Source organism: Chitinophaga sp. sic0106, assembly GCF_019219075.1.
In the GTDB taxonomy this organism is placed as follows: domain Bacteria; phylum Bacteroidota; class Bacteroidia; order Chitinophagales; family Chitinophagaceae; genus Chitinophaga.
Genome location: NZ_JAHUWJ010000002.1, coordinates 316446 through 332919, shown reverse-complemented (window position 1 = coordinate 332919; position 16474 = coordinate 316446). Strand labels below are relative to the sequence as shown.

Below are 16474 nucleotides of genomic sequence, written 5' to 3'. Positions count from 1 at the left end.
AAGGTGTATCAAAAGTAATTTCCACTCGATTTTATTCGGGAGCCTTGATAGAGACAATTTTCAAATACGCAATTCTCAGAGCATTCAGATTACTTTTGATACATCCGCTTCCTAATACCCTCCTGTAGCGCCACCTCCCCCACCATCACCACCACCAAACTCAAATCCATCCTTGGGAGGAGCACCTACTTTATTAAACGTTTGCGCAATTATCAATGATTCCAGCTGTACTGCCGCCGCCTGGTCGTCGTCCACTTCCTCGGAGGTAAAGCCATTACGCGGTGTTTTCAGATAACGTATAAGTATATACGCTACCAGTATCATACCCACACCAGCAATGGTCATCGCGACTTCCAACGGTGCGATGCTATGGTAATACCTGATAGTAAACACCATGGCCGCAACGAGTATCAGGCCGGTCCGAAGGAGGGTCCGGTCCTTTCTGTAGATACCAAAAAAGAGGTAAGCAAGCGGTATCAGCACAGTACTGACCCAGAAAATTGGCTGATTTTGTTCCGATAATTCCCGGACGATGTAATAGTTGCCCGCGGCATACAGGGTAAGCAGTGCGAGACTTTGCAGCACAATCGCATTATTTTCGTAGTACTTATTCTTTAAGTTAAGCGCCAGCAGGTATATGCCCAATGAGGCAGCCATGATCAGCCAGGGGCTATAAGAGAAAACATACAACAGATACATTATACCTCCAAAAGCGGCCGCAGTGGCCAGCATATCGGCAAAGCGCAGGGTCAGGAATACACCCAGTACAATCACTATTACCGCCATTGTCCGTTCCGAGCTCCCACTATGATTCAACAGGATATAAGCTGAAAAGAGGCAAATACTGCTGAAGTAAATCAGTGCATCATCAGCGCCGGACTTATAGTGCTGCTTTTCCTTTATCAACAACTCAGCACCTGCATAAGAAACTACTGCAAAAAAAACCAACAATCCACCGAAAGCACTTTCTGAACTGCCGCTGAGCATCATCAACGCAAACAATCCCAACGAAAACCCTGCAATGATTACTGTAAGAATAAATATCCCGATGCGCATAAAAACATTAGGGCTATACAGCTTCACCGGATGCGCGGCGATGATAATATCCTTTTCATCCACAGTAATTAACTGTTGTTTAGATGCTGTTTCAGTAGCTGCAACAATCTCCAGATTGTCCAGCTGCGTTTTATTATATGCTAGCATGTTTGATTTTTTTGTTGGCTTTTACGAGGAACACGATCAGGCCGATGGCGGAAGCAATGAAATACAATATTCCTCCATATACAGCTGCTATATCATCTCCCAGAATAAGCAGGCGAATAATCACGTAACTCACTCCCACATACGCGTACAGTGAAACAATGAGCAGAAAGTAAAAGCTCTTATGTTTGAAGGCATCCCGGAGAAACCACCAGCTGCCTACTGCCAGAAAGACAAACCAAAGGAAGTAGTAATTCCCTTCCAGCGATAGGCCCATATCAACACTGAACATGCCCGCCAAACAAGCCACCAGGAATATATGCGTACCGAAATTGCGATAAGTAAATCCGAAGTGTGCCTTTTTATTGTAATGATGACTTAGAAAGTCGGCCACACAGAGCCCTATACCCAACACTGCACCAGTTTTGATCAGGTGAGTGTTAAACAAGGAAAAGCCGTCCATCAGGGCATATGGTGAAACGTTTACACCCAGCCAGGCCGCAAAATTGGTGATAGCCAGACTTAACACGCCGATGTGATCAAAGTAATAAGCACTGAATAAAAGCACCAGCAGCGGAATAAATGTGGCCGTACCATAATGATTGGCAAACACGGAATAAGCGCCCTGGAGATAGGTAATAAAGGTGATAAAAAGCAGGCAGCCCAGTAATAAAATGTAATCGAAAAATGGGGTGGGTGACGTCACCTTTTCCCAGGTAAATGGCTTTTTGTGCTTATAGCAGTAATAGAAACAACCCGCGCAGGAAGCCGCAATAGCTACCAGTATTACCTGGTGCCCAATGGTGTCAATATTCTTATACACCAGGATTCCCAAGCCACCGCTTAACAGCAATACACCCAGGTAGAGGATAGTTTTTAGTTCCCAATGGAGGCTAAACAACTTTGTGGCAGCGGCATTTTGGAGCTTTTCGGCGGAACCCGGGGAAAGGTGTCCATCACGCTGCAGTTTGTCGAACAAATGGATATTCATGGGTGGAAAAATAGAACTTTCTGATCAGGTTTCCATACTTTGTCCTTTAATAAAGATCCAGTATCTCCTCATCTGTCTTATTAAACAGGAAGTGATCCCCTGCTTTCTTATGAAGTAATAATCGCGCAAGTGGCGCTTGCGGTGACAGAAAGAATACCTGCTGTCCGTCTATTTGCTGCTTACCCAAACCGGCGGCTATAAAGAATGCGGCAGATGCACATCGTATAAAAGCACCCGGTTGAACCGTGGTGTAGATGGTGCTGGTGTCTACTTTTTGCAATTGATCCAGTTCCTTCTTATGCTCCAGGTGTTGCCTGGTAAACATATCTTTCTGCAGGTGCCCCATGGCCCGTCCTGTTTCATATTTATCCCCTACCGAGCTTTTCTCTTCGCTGTTGGCAGCTGCCTGGGCCTCGTCGATGGCCAATTTGGCGGCCGCTATCCGTTCCCGGATAATAGCCTCTCCCAGTGTTTTCAGCTGGGTTTTAAATGCAACTTTTTCCAGGGTGGTCATTCGCTAAAACTTGATTATTGCTGTTAAAACTAGTAAAAATAGCCCAAAGGGAAATTGCTGTCTCCCTAAACAAAAAATTATATACCGTGATATTTTTTTGTAATTTCGGCTCATACCTCAACAGCGAATGACCATGTCAAGATCAACCAAACAAAAGCTTCAGGAACTAGCACTGGAAGTAAAGTTGCTAAAGGAACAAAAAGCGCAGCTTGAAAATAAGAACGAAAAGAAAGCCGCCATATTTGATATGATGATAGCAATAGCAGAGCAGGAATATCAGGTAGAGGCACGAAAAACCGCTTCGGCTAACAAAAAAAGTACCACTCAGTTGCCTAAAGATTAGTATTCGTAAAGGCTTGCAAGCATGTATGAGTTTTGTATTTTTACCGCATGAAACATCCTTTTCAATGTATCGACTGGAGTACAATTGACCCTACTACCCATCCAGGTATTACCGGCACCGCACTTTGGCAAACACTCCAATTACCAGGCTTGCGCTTGAGAATTGTTACGTATTCTCCTGGCTACCTGGCGGACCATTGGTGCAAAAAAGGACATATTGTCCATTGCCTGGAAGGAAGTTTTATCAGCGAGCTGGATAACGGCGAAGCGTTTGAACTCCACCAGGGTATGACCTATGTGGTTTCAGATGACATGAGTAACCATAGATCCAGCACAGCGTCAGGGGTGAAGCTGCTGATTATCGACGGTGATTTTCTCCGGTAACGGAAGTACTGCAGGGCAATGCCCTGCAGTATACTGCTTATTAATCAACGATACTCGAAGATGAGGTCACCGGTTTATCCGCATATTTCCAGGCGAGGTTAAAATCTGCCAGTACCTGTTGTGCGGCAGCATCCTTGTGTTGCTGCACCAGTGCGTTATGCAGCCCTTTCAGCGCCCAGCCGTTCTTACGCCATATTTTCAAATCCTCCCGGTATACCGCTTCTGCATCCTTGTATTTACCGGCTTTCAGCAGCACAGCACCGAGGTGATGCCGCACGGAAAAGAACCAGTCGGGCGGTTCGTTATAATTCAGGTTATCTTCTATCACCACGGCAGCTTTCAGCTTTTCAATAGCCGCTTCCAGCTGGTTTTCCTGCACCGAAATACCGGCAGATAATACTTTGGTGGCAATCTGTACCAGGTCAGCAGAGGTGTTAATACCCCAGATGGTGAGGTGTTGCAATATAGTATCAGCGTTTAGCGTATTGAGACTATCCATTTCCTTGCGGGCACTGGCCAGATCATGCTTCCCGAGGTAAGCCATCCCCCGGGCATAGTGCCAGATAGCGCGGGGATACACCAGGTCGCTGCCAGGTGCAGGAATAGCAATAATGGTATCCCACATCGATAGCTTAGCAGCGATGTAATAAGGAATGGTATAATAATGTTGAAGGGTACTCCATCCCGGCATACGCATAATTTCTGCTGATATCATTTCCTGCAGTTTGGTAGCGGACTTCCAGGCCAGTGCGGTATTGCCTTCCAGCGTAGCAGTGGCCACCAGGAAATGGTAGTTATGCGGATATAATCCCAATGGATAAGAACCCTGCGCATGGCACGCGATCGTATACGCGCTGTCCACCTTCACTGCATTTATATTTGACAGGCTTCCTTCGTGGTAATCGCCTGTATTGATGTAGATATGCGATGGCATATGAAGTAAGTGCCCAGCGCCCGGCACCAGTGTATCCAGCAACTTTGCACTGGCCAGCGCCTTTTCAGGGGTAGCAGATGCTTCCAGGGCATGAATGTAAAAGTGATGTGCTCCCGGATGTTTCGGGTTTAGTTGCATCAGGTGCTCCAATACCTTCGTTAATGCGGGTGTCCAGGCTTTAGGTGCTTTTGATTTTTTTTCATAGAGATCCCATGGATGCAGGTCCATTATGGCTTCGGCATATAATGCGCCTACGTCCGGATCGGAGGGATACTGATCATATACTTTTTTCATGGCGGCAGCATAGGCGCTGTCCAGCGGAGCGCGGTTAGCCGGTGGGTCCTGCACATAGCGGGTGGCCAGCGCCTGGATCAGTGCATTCTCTATTGGGGTAGCGTTAGCGGCTAACACCTGCGCCTTTACGACTGCTTCATTAGCACGCTGGAAATTGTCTTCTTCCATACCCCCGTTATAATTAGGCCCCAGTACATATGCAAAGCCCCAGAAAGCCATGGCTGCTGTGGAATCCAGCCTGGTAGCCTCAAAAAATGACCTGGCTGCCTCGGCGTGGTTAAAACCGTAAGCCAGCATCATGCCCTGATTAAAGTAGGTTTGTGCCTCCGGCACGCGGGTGGTGATTTTGAAATCTATTCCTTCCAGCCCTTTCAGCAAGGGGGCTTTTTTCCCGGAAGTGTACCAGCTTTTGTCGGTGGTGGTAGGCACGGAACAGCCTATTGTAGGCGCCGCACTGTCGGTAGCCTGCTGCTGATTAGTTGCCCCGGGATTATTGCAGGCAAAAAGGAATAGTACAGAAATGATTGAAAAGCAAAGCTTTTGCATGATTCAAATTTTGGAGTTGACTAAAATCTATTTACGTGTACAGTTAAGGATCGCGGTATGGGGCGTGGGGTAATTCCTGGCTTGTGAGGCTAAATTAAGAAAATTTGGGATTTATCAGGTCATTCTCTCATGGGGATATATTATCGTCCAGAAGGGTGGCTTCAAACTGATTATCGGCATTACCAGGTAAACGGGGTCGGTATTATTGAAATTCACCAGGATGTTCTGCGTGAAGCGCGGAGCATCCTGGTGAAGAAATGGGTGACGCCAATTTCTATGGAATGATATGTTCGTATAGCCGTTTGCGTTTGAGACGCAAGCATTGCGTCTCTACTGGCGTGACAACTCCACCATACCTTTCACTTCAGCAACTGCGGCATCTTCCCCACCGGAGAAACCGGTGAAGCGGAACCTGATGTCACCATTTTTGTCGATCACGAATTTAGTCGGGATACCTTTCACACCGTAGCTGTCCACTACCTTGTTAACGCCGGTGGATGGGTCTTTCAGGTCCATCAGCACCGTAAACGGATATTTGTTGTCATGTACAAATTTACCGGCAGCGGCGGTAGGATTGGCTTCACCGCGTTCCCAGGTGTGCACAAACAGGAATACCACGTTAGGATCGTTTTTGTACAACCCCTGTGCTTTAGCCATAGCCGGGAAGGAGGCTTTGCAAGGTCCGCACCAGGTGGCCCAGAAGTCGAGTACAACTGTTTTCCCTTTGAGTTCGGAGAGCGTTACTTTTTTTCCTTCCAGGTCCGTAAGGGTGAAGTCTGCGGCTTTTTCACTGATCATCTGGGCAGCAAGTTCTTTACGTACTTCTGCATCCAGCCCACCTTTCAGGCTATCAATGTATTGATCAAAGCCTTGAGCGCCACGTACTTTCGTATAGGCTTCGGAAAGCATTTTTTTGCTGGTAGCGTTGAGCATGCCTTTGGCTGCTACTTCACTGAGGCCGGTAAACGCTTGCTGGTAGTCGCCTTTAGCCAATTGTATTTTTGCGAGGGTTTCCAGGGTTGCAGGACTCGGTTTACCATTTTCCACTTCTTCAACGCGTTTGAGGTATTCAAGGGCAGCATCATACTGCTTGTTTTCGTACAGTGTTTGCACGTACATCCTCAGGTAGCCAGGATAGCCCATAGCGGCAAATGCGGCACCGTATTCACCTTTACGGGTGGTTCTATATTCGTAGGAGAGATCAATTGCTTTTTTCAGGAGTACCTGCGCTTCTGCATAATGGCCTTTTTTCATAATGCGGGAAGCAGTGCCTGCCCAACCTTCACCTTTCCATACCGGTGTCATAACCTTGTCCGCGTATTCCAATGCCTTTGGCAAATTATCCGCATCTGCATAGGCTGAGCCAACAGCATTAGCCGCATAATCGTATACGATCATATCATTGCTGTCTTTTTTCATGGGGTAATCTTTCAGCCATTGGAAATACAGCTGTTCTTTTTTCACCGGATCCTTTTCATCATAGATTACCTGAACGGCTTTGTTACGCGCTGTAGCGCCTTTAGGCCAGCGCTTTACCATAGCGGCCTGGATGGAATCGGAGGTATTGCCTTTCTTCAGCTGGAAGAAATAATTGGAGGCAGTGGCCCAATCGTGTTCATTTTTGCTTTTCAGCAACGTGTACATTTTAGTGACCAGCAGGTTTTGCTGTTGCTCGTCGCCTTTGAGGAGCGCATCGTATTGTTTGCGCAGGGTGTCCTGCTTTTGCTGGGCGAAGGCGCTGCCTGATGCGAGCGCGAAGCAGCCGCCAAGGAGGACTAGTATCTTTTTCATGGTGATGATTTTTGAAGGTTTATATCAGCCGGAACCTTCGGTCCCGGCTGGATTAATGCCGCGTAATGCGCGGTGGGCAGTATATTAATTATAACCTGGATTTTGCGTAAGCGCAGTATTCAGCTGACGTTGCGCATCCGGAATCGGATACAATACATCTGTATTTTGCCAGGTGGCAGGGCGCATACCTCCTACTACTTCATCCGCTCGGGATTTGGAAGGATCAACCCTGCCAGGTGTACGTTTGAGATCAAACCAGCGGGCGCCCCATTCTCCAAACAATTCCGCTTTTCTTTCATTTTCAATCGCCAGCAGCAGGTTAGTTTGGGAGATGTTATTATCTAACATAGTCAGGCCTGCGCGGGAGCGGATGGTGTCCACATCGGCAATAGCGCCGCCCAGGTTGGCCTGTTGGGCGCGGGCCTCAGCGCGGATCAGGTATTGTTCAGCGAGGCGCAGCGCTACATTGTATTCACTGCCGGTGGTAGCACCGGTAGGAAGGGAACGTTGTTTGTACTTGCTGATAATTTTATAGTTGGTACCGGCAATCACGGTGGGTGTAAACCAGTTGGCTTTACGAAGGTCACCTTGTTCCAGACTATTATAGAGTGTATCCGTTGCCGTTATAGCCGGAATAACGCCGGGTGCTGCGGCGAAACTGCCACCTTTGGCATCGGTATTAGTCATATAAACGGATAAGCCATTCAGGGTAGCGATCTGCCAGATGATCTCATTGCTCGTATTGGTGAAGGTGCTATTCAGGTCTTTATTGAGACTATAAATACCTGATTTGATCACTGCGTCAGCCGTTGTTTCTGCCAGCTGCCATTGTTTCGTATAAAGGTATACTCTTGCCAGCAGGGCGTTTACTGCTTGTTTATTTACGCGGGAACGCTGGCTGGTAGGATAGGTATCCGTCAGGAGTGCCTGTGCCTCTGTGAGGTCCTTTTCTATCTGTTTCCAGACGTCAGCGGCTGGCGTACGCGCCAGCGTTGCGTTTCCGACAGGATCATCCGTAAGCGGCATTGGGATATCTCCCCACATATTTACCTGGTAAAAGAATGTAAATGCCCTCCAGAACTTTATTTCACCCATCAGCTGATTTTTCAGTGCCGCTGATAACGTGTTACTTTTGCTAATACCTTCCAGCATAGCATTAGCCTGTGCCAGGGTGGCGTAGCTATATGCCCAAAGGGTAGTATTATTGGTACCATTCCCAATGGTGATACTGTTGGTTTTAAACTCATCCAGCGCAACATTTGGTACATTGTTCTGGAGTTCGTTTGCCGACAAACCAGGTATGGAGCTGATCGGAAACAGGTAGTCACGCGTAGCCGATGCATTATAAATACCCAGCACGGCGCTGGTGGCAGTTGCATCAGAAGCAAATGCCTGGTCCAGTCCTACCTGCGTGGTTGGCGGACCAATTTCCACCAGTTTTTTGCAGGAAGAAAACAGGGTGCCCGCCAGCAATAATGCCGCCAGTACTTTTTTATTTATGATATGATTATACATGACATTTCAGGTTTTAGAATGAACAGTTTATACCAAACACGATAGTTCTCAGCGGAGGCATCGCCACTGCGCCGGTTCCAAGGCCAGGGGCTCCACCAGCCATGCTGGTTTCCGGATCAAAAATGTATTTGTTCTTAGCCCAGGTAAACAAGTTCTGACCTTCTACATACAAACGCATATTGCTGATTTTTGCTTTCGCCAGCCATTCCTTAGGGAAAGTGTAAGCAAGCGATGCATTTCTCAGCTTTGCGAAACTGGCATCTCCCCAAAGAGCGGTAGAACTGGAGTAAAAATTATACCCGGTATAAATAGGAGTTCCGGAAGTAGAAGTAGCTGCCGGGAAAGTAGCGATATCACCAGGAGCTTGCCATCTGTCGAGCAGGGAAGTGTTCTGATTGCTTCTGCTGCTGCCAATAGGCGTAGTCAGGTTATTGTTAGGTCCTTTGCGGTGATGGAACTGGAAGAAGAAACTAAGATCCCAGTTCTTATAGGTGAAATTATTACTTATACCACCAAAGAAAGGTGTTCCCGGTTTGATCACCTGTCGGTCGTTATTGAAATCAATAGCCCCATCCTTATTCAGGTCCTCGTATTGCGGTATACCCGTGTTCGGATCATATCCGGTGTATACATATCTTCTGATCACATCAATCGGCTGCCCTACCAGGTAGCTGCTGGCATAGAATGACTTTTCAATTCCCGGGAAGGAGATCAGCTTATTCTTGTAGAATGTAACATTGAAGGAAGTATTCCAGGTAAAGTTTCTTTTCTGGATATTTTTTGTATTCAGTTCCAGTTCAACCCCGTTATTCTGTACGAGTGCCGGCAGGTTTACGGTATAGCTGTTATAGCCGGATTGCGTAGCCAGTGAGGCCGACAACAACTGGTCATTGGAGCGGTTTTGATAGTAGTTACCTGTAAACATAATCCTGTCTTTCAGGAAGCCCAGTTCCAATGCAAACTCCATTTTGCGGGTAGTTTCCCATTTCACACCAGGGTTAGGCAATACCTGACGATACAGTGCATTTGCCCCCTGGTAAGTACCCGTAGCGCTGAGCAATGGCAGGTAAGTATAGTTGGTAATCTGATCGTTACCGGTGGTACCGTAGCTGGCACGTACTTTACCAAAGCTAAGCCATGGCATTGCTTCTGCTGCAAATTCCTCCTGGGTAAACAACCAGGCGGCACCCACGGCACCGAAATCCGCATAAATATTATCCGGGCCAAAGCGGGAAGACGCGTCGCGGCGGAAAGTCAGATTCAACAGATATTTCTGTTTGTAGTCGTAATTAATGCGGCCAAACACAGAAGCGAATTTATAATCTATGTAAGTGGCAGAACCTGTCAGCAAACCTGCACCGGTAATGGAACCCATTAATGCCTCGCTGCTGTAGTTATTGGCTGTTATGTAATTACCCTGACTCAGGCTACGCTGATAGGTACCTCCTGCCAGGAAGTTAAACTGATGATCTTCTTTTACCCGCAGACTATAATCCAGTGTAGGTTCTACGATGTAGTTCTGGATTTTTGTGTTGGAAAAATAAGCGTATGACTGCGGGTTATTGGCTGGGTTTTGTGTTGAAGCAGGCATCGGATTTACCTGATCCAGTGTGGTATTGGTATAGCCGAGGTTTACTTTAAAATTCAGATTTTTGATGATGCTATAACGCAGGTTGGCATTGGTCATCAGGTTTCCTGTATTATTCGTATACCTGCGTTGCAGCAGGGCTACCGGATTATTGAAACCATTGGACCAGATCAGCTTTCCTGTGGCATCGTACAGTGGCATATTTGGTGGCAGGTTATACAGCTGAATTAAGTCAGTGCCTGGCAATACCGTTTTATCGTTGGAATAGTTGGCGGTAAAAGACGCATAAAATTTGTTATCCGCAGAGGTATGGTCGGCTGAAAGACGGCCTGTGTAGCGGGTGCTGTTGAAATCACCCGGATATACCGTTGTTTCCTTATGATAGCCGCCACTAAATAGAAAATGTGTTTTAGCATCGCCTCCTGAGATTTGGAATTGTCCGTCGGTATTATGTGCAGTACCACCAACGAGGAAATCCTGCCAATCGGTATTCGCCTGCTGATCCCATACAGTCAGCTCCGGCGCATTGGCGGAGGTAGGTGTGATGCCGTCATTTTTAAATGCTTCCCTTCTGAGGTCCAGGTATTGCTGGGTGTTCATCATGGGCACAAAGTGATTGACCTTACCAAATCCCGTGTATACGTTCGCGTTAAATTTTGTTTTACCTGCTTTCCCCTTTTTGGTAGTAATCAGGATAACACCGTTTGCACCTCTGGCACCATAGATCGCGGTTGCATCTGCATCTTTCAGGATATCCATACGTTCAATATCATCCGGATTGATCATACTGAATGGGCTGATGCCACCATTAGCACCACTGGCGCCCCATGAGTTAAGATTATCAGAAGGCGGATAAGAGCCGCTATAGTTCGTAAAAGGTACACCATCGATGATATACAGCGGCACATAGCCGGAGTTCATGGACCCTTGTCCGCGAATTTGAATAATGGCAGAGCTACCGGGCAAACCGTTGGTTTGCGTGATCTGCAAGCCAGGCACGCGACCAGGCAAAGCGGCCAGCGGATTGGAGATGGGCTGACTTTCGATTTGTTTTGCAGTAAGGCTGCTTACAGAACCGGTGTTCATACGTTTGGTAGTGGTACCATAACCGATTACCACCGCTTCATCGAGTGATTTCACATCTTCTTCCAGCACTACGTTGATAATAGCCCGGCCTTTGATACCCACGCGCTGCGGAATAAAGGAGATATAAGACAACACCAGCTCTGCATTTGCAGGGGCATTGTTGATAAAATACTCTCCCTGCTCGTTGGTCATGGCGCCAAGGGGCGTACCGGGGATCACCACGGATACGGATGGCAGCGGATTACCTTTAGTATCTGTGACCTTCCCTTTTACGATGATCCCATCCTGCACCTGCTGTTGTGGAGTACCGGATGCATTTTTCATACGGATAGCGATAAACTTTCCGGAGATGGAAAATGTGAAAGGCTGGTTACTGAACAGGGTGGTCAACACTTCATTCAGCTCCTGGTTTTTTACGGTAATATTTACAGGAGCAGCCTGGCTCAGCTGGTTTTTCCCATAAATAAAACTAAAGCCTGTTTGCTTCTCGATTTCCTGGAACGCCTTTTCCAGGGAACCTGATTTCATCGTCATCGTCACCTTCTGCGCAAAAGACTGGGTTGCCAGCAACAGCAGTCCCATCATTAAACAAATGCGGGCATAGTTGGTAACGGCCCTTTTTTCAGCAGGTGGCTGGCATAGTAGACTTTTAAGCTTTCTTCCTAGCATAGCTTCTGGTTGATTTTTAATTAGTAATACCGCCATTGCGGTGGTTCAGGACATACCTTTCCTTACTGTCAGGTTTGGTGGGTACCTGCAGGGTAAATATTGTGCTGGTGTATAATCTATTTCATTACTGTTACTTTCCTTCCTTCAATTCTGAAATGCACGAGATTGGTCATCTCCAACAGATTTAGCAATTGAGAAATGGGAACATCCCTCGGAATTTTCGCAACAAATGAATCTCTGACATTGGCCTGGTACACTACATCAAGATTGTAGTAGCGTTGCAGCTCCGACATAATCGTGTTTATATCACTGCCATTGTAATAGAATAGTCCGTCTTTCCAGGCGGTGGCCGCTGTCAGGTCGGCGTTCGTTGTAAGCTGTATGGTACCGTTGTCTGATGCGGTGGCCTGTTCTCCAGGTTTCATCAGCTTGGAAACGGTGTTGGTATTAAATTTCACGGCCCCGTCTACCAGGGTGAGTTTGATGTTACTTTCGTCGGCATACACCCGGATGTTAAACGAGGTGCCGAGTACATCTACCGAATAGCTTTTGTTGGTGGTGCTAACGGTAAATGGCATATTACTGTTTTGTGCTACTTCAAAATAGGCTTGTCCGGTGATGTTGACCGCACGTGTTTTGCCGGTAAAGGTGGTGGGATAGGTAAAGCTGGAACCTGCGTCTATCCATACTTTGGTACCATCTGCCAGCACAATCTTCAGCGCACGGCTGCCTGGGGGCAGCGTAATGGTGTTGGTGCTAACGGTGGCGCCTGCACCGGAATAGGCGATCTGGCCATCAGCGGTTTTGGCAATGTTTACGCCACCCTGCACGGCGATGGTACCGTTGCCGGCGCTATCCAGCAGAATTTGCTGACCGTTTCCGAGCGTAAGCACAGCGTGGTTGCCCGAAGGAGCGGGTATATCATTACGGAAACGCTCCGCTTGTGGCGCCAGGCGGACTTCCCGCGGGCGTAGCAATATGGCGGATACACTTATAATAACCACCACAGCGGCAGCTGCCGCCCACTTATACCAGCCTATAACTGGTGTGGCAGCAGGTTTGCGGAGGGCATCTTCCAGTCGCAACCGGATAGCGGCTTCAATTTCGGCCTTATTCCCCAACGTATGCTCGTCCCAGGTTTCCTGCCGGCTAAAGGCATTGAAAACCCGGTTATACTGCATCAGCTCCGCGTCCGTAGCGGTGCCTGACACAATCTTCTCTGTTAATAATATCAGCTCTTCTTTGGTCATACGTAGGTGTTCCATTAGTATGGCAGTTATAAAAATAAATACCCCTAAAAGGTTCAAAAAAAATTTTCAGCTGGGTAGGATACTAACTATAGTGGGTAACAATAGGGAGTAGTAACAACGCCAGCAGATGAGGATCTACGGCGGTTCTGATGCGCTTTAGTGCTATGGTTTTCTGGGCTTCTACCGTTTTTATGGAGATATTCAGTAAATCTGCTATTTGTTGATTCGTCAGCTGTCCATCTCTGCTTAATAAAAATATTTCCCGGCATTTCTCAGGCAGATCCGTAATGGCCTGCTGGATAATAATTTTCAGGTCACTGAGTTCGAGGAAGTCCTGCGGGCCCGGCTCTGTGGGCAAGGCAATTCCTGCCAGCTCAGCATAAAAATCGGTCCTTATTTTTCCGGAACGGATGTAGTTGATCACCTTAAAGCGAACAGCGCTGCGGAGGTAGGCAGGTACAGTTTGTATATCAAGCTCCGCGCGCTTTTCCCATAGCCACGCGAAAATATCCTGTACTATATCCATACAGGCATTTTGATCTCTCAGCAGGTAAAAGGCTGACTGGTACATCCCAGCCCAATGACGGGAGTATAGCAGGTCAAACGCCTGTACATCGCCTCGTTTTAACATGCTTACCAGTTCCAGGTCACTATAAGCGTTATCCCTTGTCAAATTCGCGCATTTTCTGATGCTAAAATAAAGAAAAGGAGGTTAGTATGCAGGAGGATTTTTTTTGCTCGCAAAGCCTTATTAAGTTTTAGGCGCCTTTGGCGCCAGGAGAGCGGTCTTTTTTGCTCGCAAAGCAGCCAAGCAGGTAGGCAGCAAAGGTTTGTGTTATGTTGTTTGTGTTTTTATTGCTTGTGTAAACATAGGAGCAGCATAAGCAGCAAAGGTTTGTGTTTTGTTGTTTATTGCGAACATAGGAGCAGCGATAAAAGCATATTCTTTAGGGCAAATTACAGTCTACCTTTGGCAGACTGTAATTATTTTGGAGAGACCCTTGGTCTCTCCAAAATATATGTTGTTGATTAATATAACCTGTAAAACAGTGTTTTCCCATTTCCGGTGCCGGTGCTACCCGTAATAGTAATGTGGCCTGTATTGCCGTTACCATCATAACCGGATGCCTTATTGTAGCTGGAAGTACAGTTGGTGACCGTATGTGCTACATTCTGTCCGGCGCTGCCAAGCTTGAAACCATTACCATCACCATTACCCCCATAACCGTTGTTGGTGGCGGTACAGTTAGTAATTTTTACGGTAGACGGTTGTCCGTACAGGTCCCATCCATCGTCTGAATTGTGGTTGGCAGTACAGTGGTCAAACAGGTTTCCTGCGCCGGCAGATAATTTACAGGCGAAACCATCCGCATTTTCACCCGCATTCTGTGTGTCATAGTTGTCGTTGGACTTACAGTAGCTGATGTTGTTGTGATGCGACTGATTATAGATCTGCAGGCCGGAATCATGATTCCCGGAGGTAGTCACGTTATACACGTAATTGTAGCCACCATACTGGAATACCAGCCCGCAGTCAGGGGCATTTTTGATAGTCATGTTGGTGATGTTCCAATAACTGCCATTACATTTTACACCCCAGCCGGAAGCGATGCCGGAACAGTCCAGCACTCCACCGGTGAAATTGATTTTAGAGCTGGAAGTGCCGCTGTTGAGCAACTGTAAGGTACTGGTAAGTTTGATAGTACCGCTTACCGTAATGATATCGCCGGCTTTAGCCGCGCTGATAGCAGATTTCAGGGCTGCTTCGGTAGTAACGGTAATGGCTTCGGTTTTGGCAGCAGAGGTGGTTGTTTCAGCTGCGCCGGGAGGGGCCACATCATTTTTCTGACAGCTTGCTAATGCGATGCATAGCATCATGATAATAGGGGATTTTTTCATAACAGTGCAATTTTTAATTCGTGGAAAATTTGAATGAGGGTTCCATTGAAATTCGTAAAATAATTCATGGCATCATAGTCATGGCATCGATTTATTTACGCAATCGTTATCGGCAACGATTGCGTTACCAGGCGGGCGTTTCGACTGCATTTACACCGCAGTAATTTTATTTTCCGTGCATAAAAAAGGCCGCCTGGTGGATACCTGGCGGCTCTTCATTTATCAACCTATAATCTGTGTTATATAAAGTAGCATTGCTTACGTGTTAATGCATGGTTTCCGTTCACGAAAAGCTGATATTCAGACTACTTAACAAAGTGAAAGTTTAATCTGGTTATTTCCCAATTTTTACCGCCGGTACGGTTACATCATCGCGAACTTCTTCGGTAGCGTTGGTGATGAGGGTATCGCCCTCGTTCAGCTCACCAAAGATTTCTGTTTTACCATCTTCACTGCGGCCGGTAGAAATAGGCACCCACTTGGTTTTGTGGTTATCTATTTTAATCACATAGAGGCCTTTGGTAGAATTCAGTACCGCGGTGGACGGGATTACGAAATTGTTGGCAGCGCTGTTCAGCGGAATGTTCACTTCAGCTACCATTCCCGGCAACAGGCTTTTATCGTCGTTAATTACGTCCAGCTCTATATGCTGAGATCTGAGTTTTTTATCGAGCGCACCTGCCATACGAACAATTTTTCCGGAGAACTTGCGGTTGCTTAGTGAGCGAACGGTAAAGTTTACTTCGTCCTTACCATTCAGGTAGGCGCTGTAAGCTTCGGGCACGCTTACCACTAAACGAAGTTTCCGCTGTTGTTGCAGGGTAAACATTGGCAGCTCGGAACCTTTACCGGTAGGGCCTACGTAGGCGCCGGTGCTCACGTTACGGGCCGTAATTACACCAGAGAAAGGTGCACGGATGGTCAGGTAATCCCTGTTATTGCCTACTTCGCGCAGGGAAGCCTTTGCTGCTTCCAGCTGTGCCAGGTCCGACTTCTGACGGGCAAAGGCGATATCCAGGTCGTTCTGGGACACTGTACCCGGTGTTTTACTGGTTTCCAGCAAACGATCGTAGTTAGCCTTGCTGGAGAGGTAAATGGCCTCCTGTGATTTCAGCCTGGAATCGGCGCCGGACAACTGGGAGTTGATCTCTGGTGCTTCCATGATGGCCAGCACCTGCCCTTCCTCTACCTGGGAACCCACATCCACGTTCAGCTTTTTCACAAAGCTGCTCACTTTGGCATACAGGTCTACAGAAGAGAAGGCAATCAGTTCGCCGGGGATTTTGATGTTGGAAGACAGGTTGCTTTTTTCCAGCGCAAAAGCCTGGAGGGCAGGTGCCGCTTCCGCAGCAGCAGATTTTTCGTCTTTAGCATCGGAGGTACCGCAGCTCTGCAGGCCCGCTGTCAGGGCTATCGCCGATAATAAAGGAAAAAATAAACGCAGACCGCTATTCATATGATATTATTTATT

13 protein-coding genes are annotated in these 16474 nt (G+C 47.3%); 2 read left to right on the top strand and 11 right to left on the bottom strand.

Annotated features, from left to right (window positions below):
* Positions 1-111 precede the first annotated feature (111 nt).
* The 3 genes from KW844_RS04085 to KW844_RS04075 are packed head-to-tail and all read right to left on the bottom strand — an operon-like array spanning position 112 to position 2705.
* Positions 112-1203 (bottom strand): hypothetical protein, encoded by a 1092-nt coding sequence (locus tag KW844_RS04085; RefSeq protein ID WP_218375439.1) that lies wholly within the window; start codon positions 1201-1203, stop codon positions 112-114.
* Entirely contained in the window at positions 1190-2191 is a 1002-nt protein-coding gene (locus KW844_RS04080; protein ID WP_218375438.1) for a DUF2157 domain-containing protein, read from the bottom strand. The genes KW844_RS04085 and KW844_RS04080 overlap by 14 nt, the downstream gene beginning before the upstream one ends.
* Before the next feature lie 46 nt (positions 2192-2237).
* Positions 2238-2705: a hypothetical protein gene (locus KW844_RS04075; RefSeq protein WP_218375437.1), complete on the bottom strand. Its 468-nt coding sequence runs from the start codon at positions 2703-2705 to the stop codon at positions 2238-2240.
* Between the two features lie 133 nt (positions 2706-2838).
* Between KW844_RS04075 and KW844_RS04070 the strand changes: the two genes are divergently transcribed.
* Together KW844_RS04070 and KW844_RS04065 are read left to right on the top strand one after the other, a co-directional pair.
* Positions 2839-3048: a hypothetical protein gene (locus KW844_RS04070; RefSeq protein WP_218375436.1), complete on the top strand. Its 210-nt coding sequence runs from the start codon at positions 2839-2841 to the stop codon at positions 3046-3048.
* A 47-nt stretch (positions 3049-3095) separates the two neighbouring features.
* Positions 3096-3431, top strand: a complete 336-nt coding sequence (locus tag KW844_RS04065) for a DHCW motif cupin fold protein (RefSeq protein ID WP_218375435.1) — start codon at positions 3096-3098, stop codon at positions 3429-3431.
* A gap of 40 nt (positions 3432-3471) precedes the next feature.
* Here KW844_RS04065 and KW844_RS04060 read toward each other — a convergent pair whose 3' ends face one another.
* The 8 genes from KW844_RS04060 to KW844_RS04025 all read right to left on the bottom strand — a co-directional run bounded on the left by KW844_RS04060 (position 3472) and on the right by KW844_RS04025 (position 16459).
* Complete coding sequence (locus KW844_RS04060; protein ID WP_218375434.1) at positions 3472-5205, bottom strand: M48 family metallopeptidase; 1734 nt, start codon at positions 5203-5205, stop codon at positions 3472-3474.
* A gap of 330 nt (positions 5206-5535) precedes the next feature.
* Entirely contained in the window at positions 5536-6996 is a 1461-nt protein-coding gene (locus KW844_RS04055; protein ID WP_218375433.1) for a TlpA disulfide reductase family protein, read from the bottom strand.
* A gap of 84 nt (positions 6997-7080) precedes the next feature.
* Entirely contained in the window at positions 7081-8511 is a 1431-nt protein-coding gene (locus tag KW844_RS04050) for a RagB/SusD family nutrient uptake outer membrane protein (protein WP_218375432.1), read from the bottom strand.
* Positions 8512-8524: 13 nt separating this feature from the next.
* Positions 8525-11854 (bottom strand): TonB-dependent receptor, encoded by a 3330-nt coding sequence (locus KW844_RS04045; RefSeq protein WP_218375431.1) that lies wholly within the window; start codon positions 11852-11854, stop codon positions 8525-8527.
* A gap of 116 nt (positions 11855-11970) precedes the next feature.
* Entirely contained in the window at positions 11971-13119 is a 1149-nt protein-coding gene (locus KW844_RS04040) for a FecR family protein (RefSeq protein ID WP_218375430.1), read from the bottom strand.
* Between the two features lie 67 nt (positions 13120-13186).
* Entirely contained in the window at positions 13187-13777 is a 591-nt protein-coding gene (locus KW844_RS04035; protein WP_218375429.1) for an RNA polymerase sigma-70 factor, read from the bottom strand.
* Between the two features lie 356 nt (positions 13778-14133).
* Complete coding sequence (locus tag KW844_RS04030; RefSeq protein ID WP_255578205.1) at positions 14134-15003, bottom strand: right-handed parallel beta-helix repeat-containing protein; 870 nt, start codon at positions 15001-15003, stop codon at positions 14134-14136.
* Between the two features lie 334 nt (positions 15004-15337).
* Positions 15338-16459: an efflux RND transporter periplasmic adaptor subunit gene (locus KW844_RS04025; protein ID WP_218375428.1), complete on the bottom strand. Its 1122-nt coding sequence runs from the start codon at positions 16457-16459 to the stop codon at positions 15338-15340.
* Positions 16460-16474: the final 15 nt, after the last annotated feature.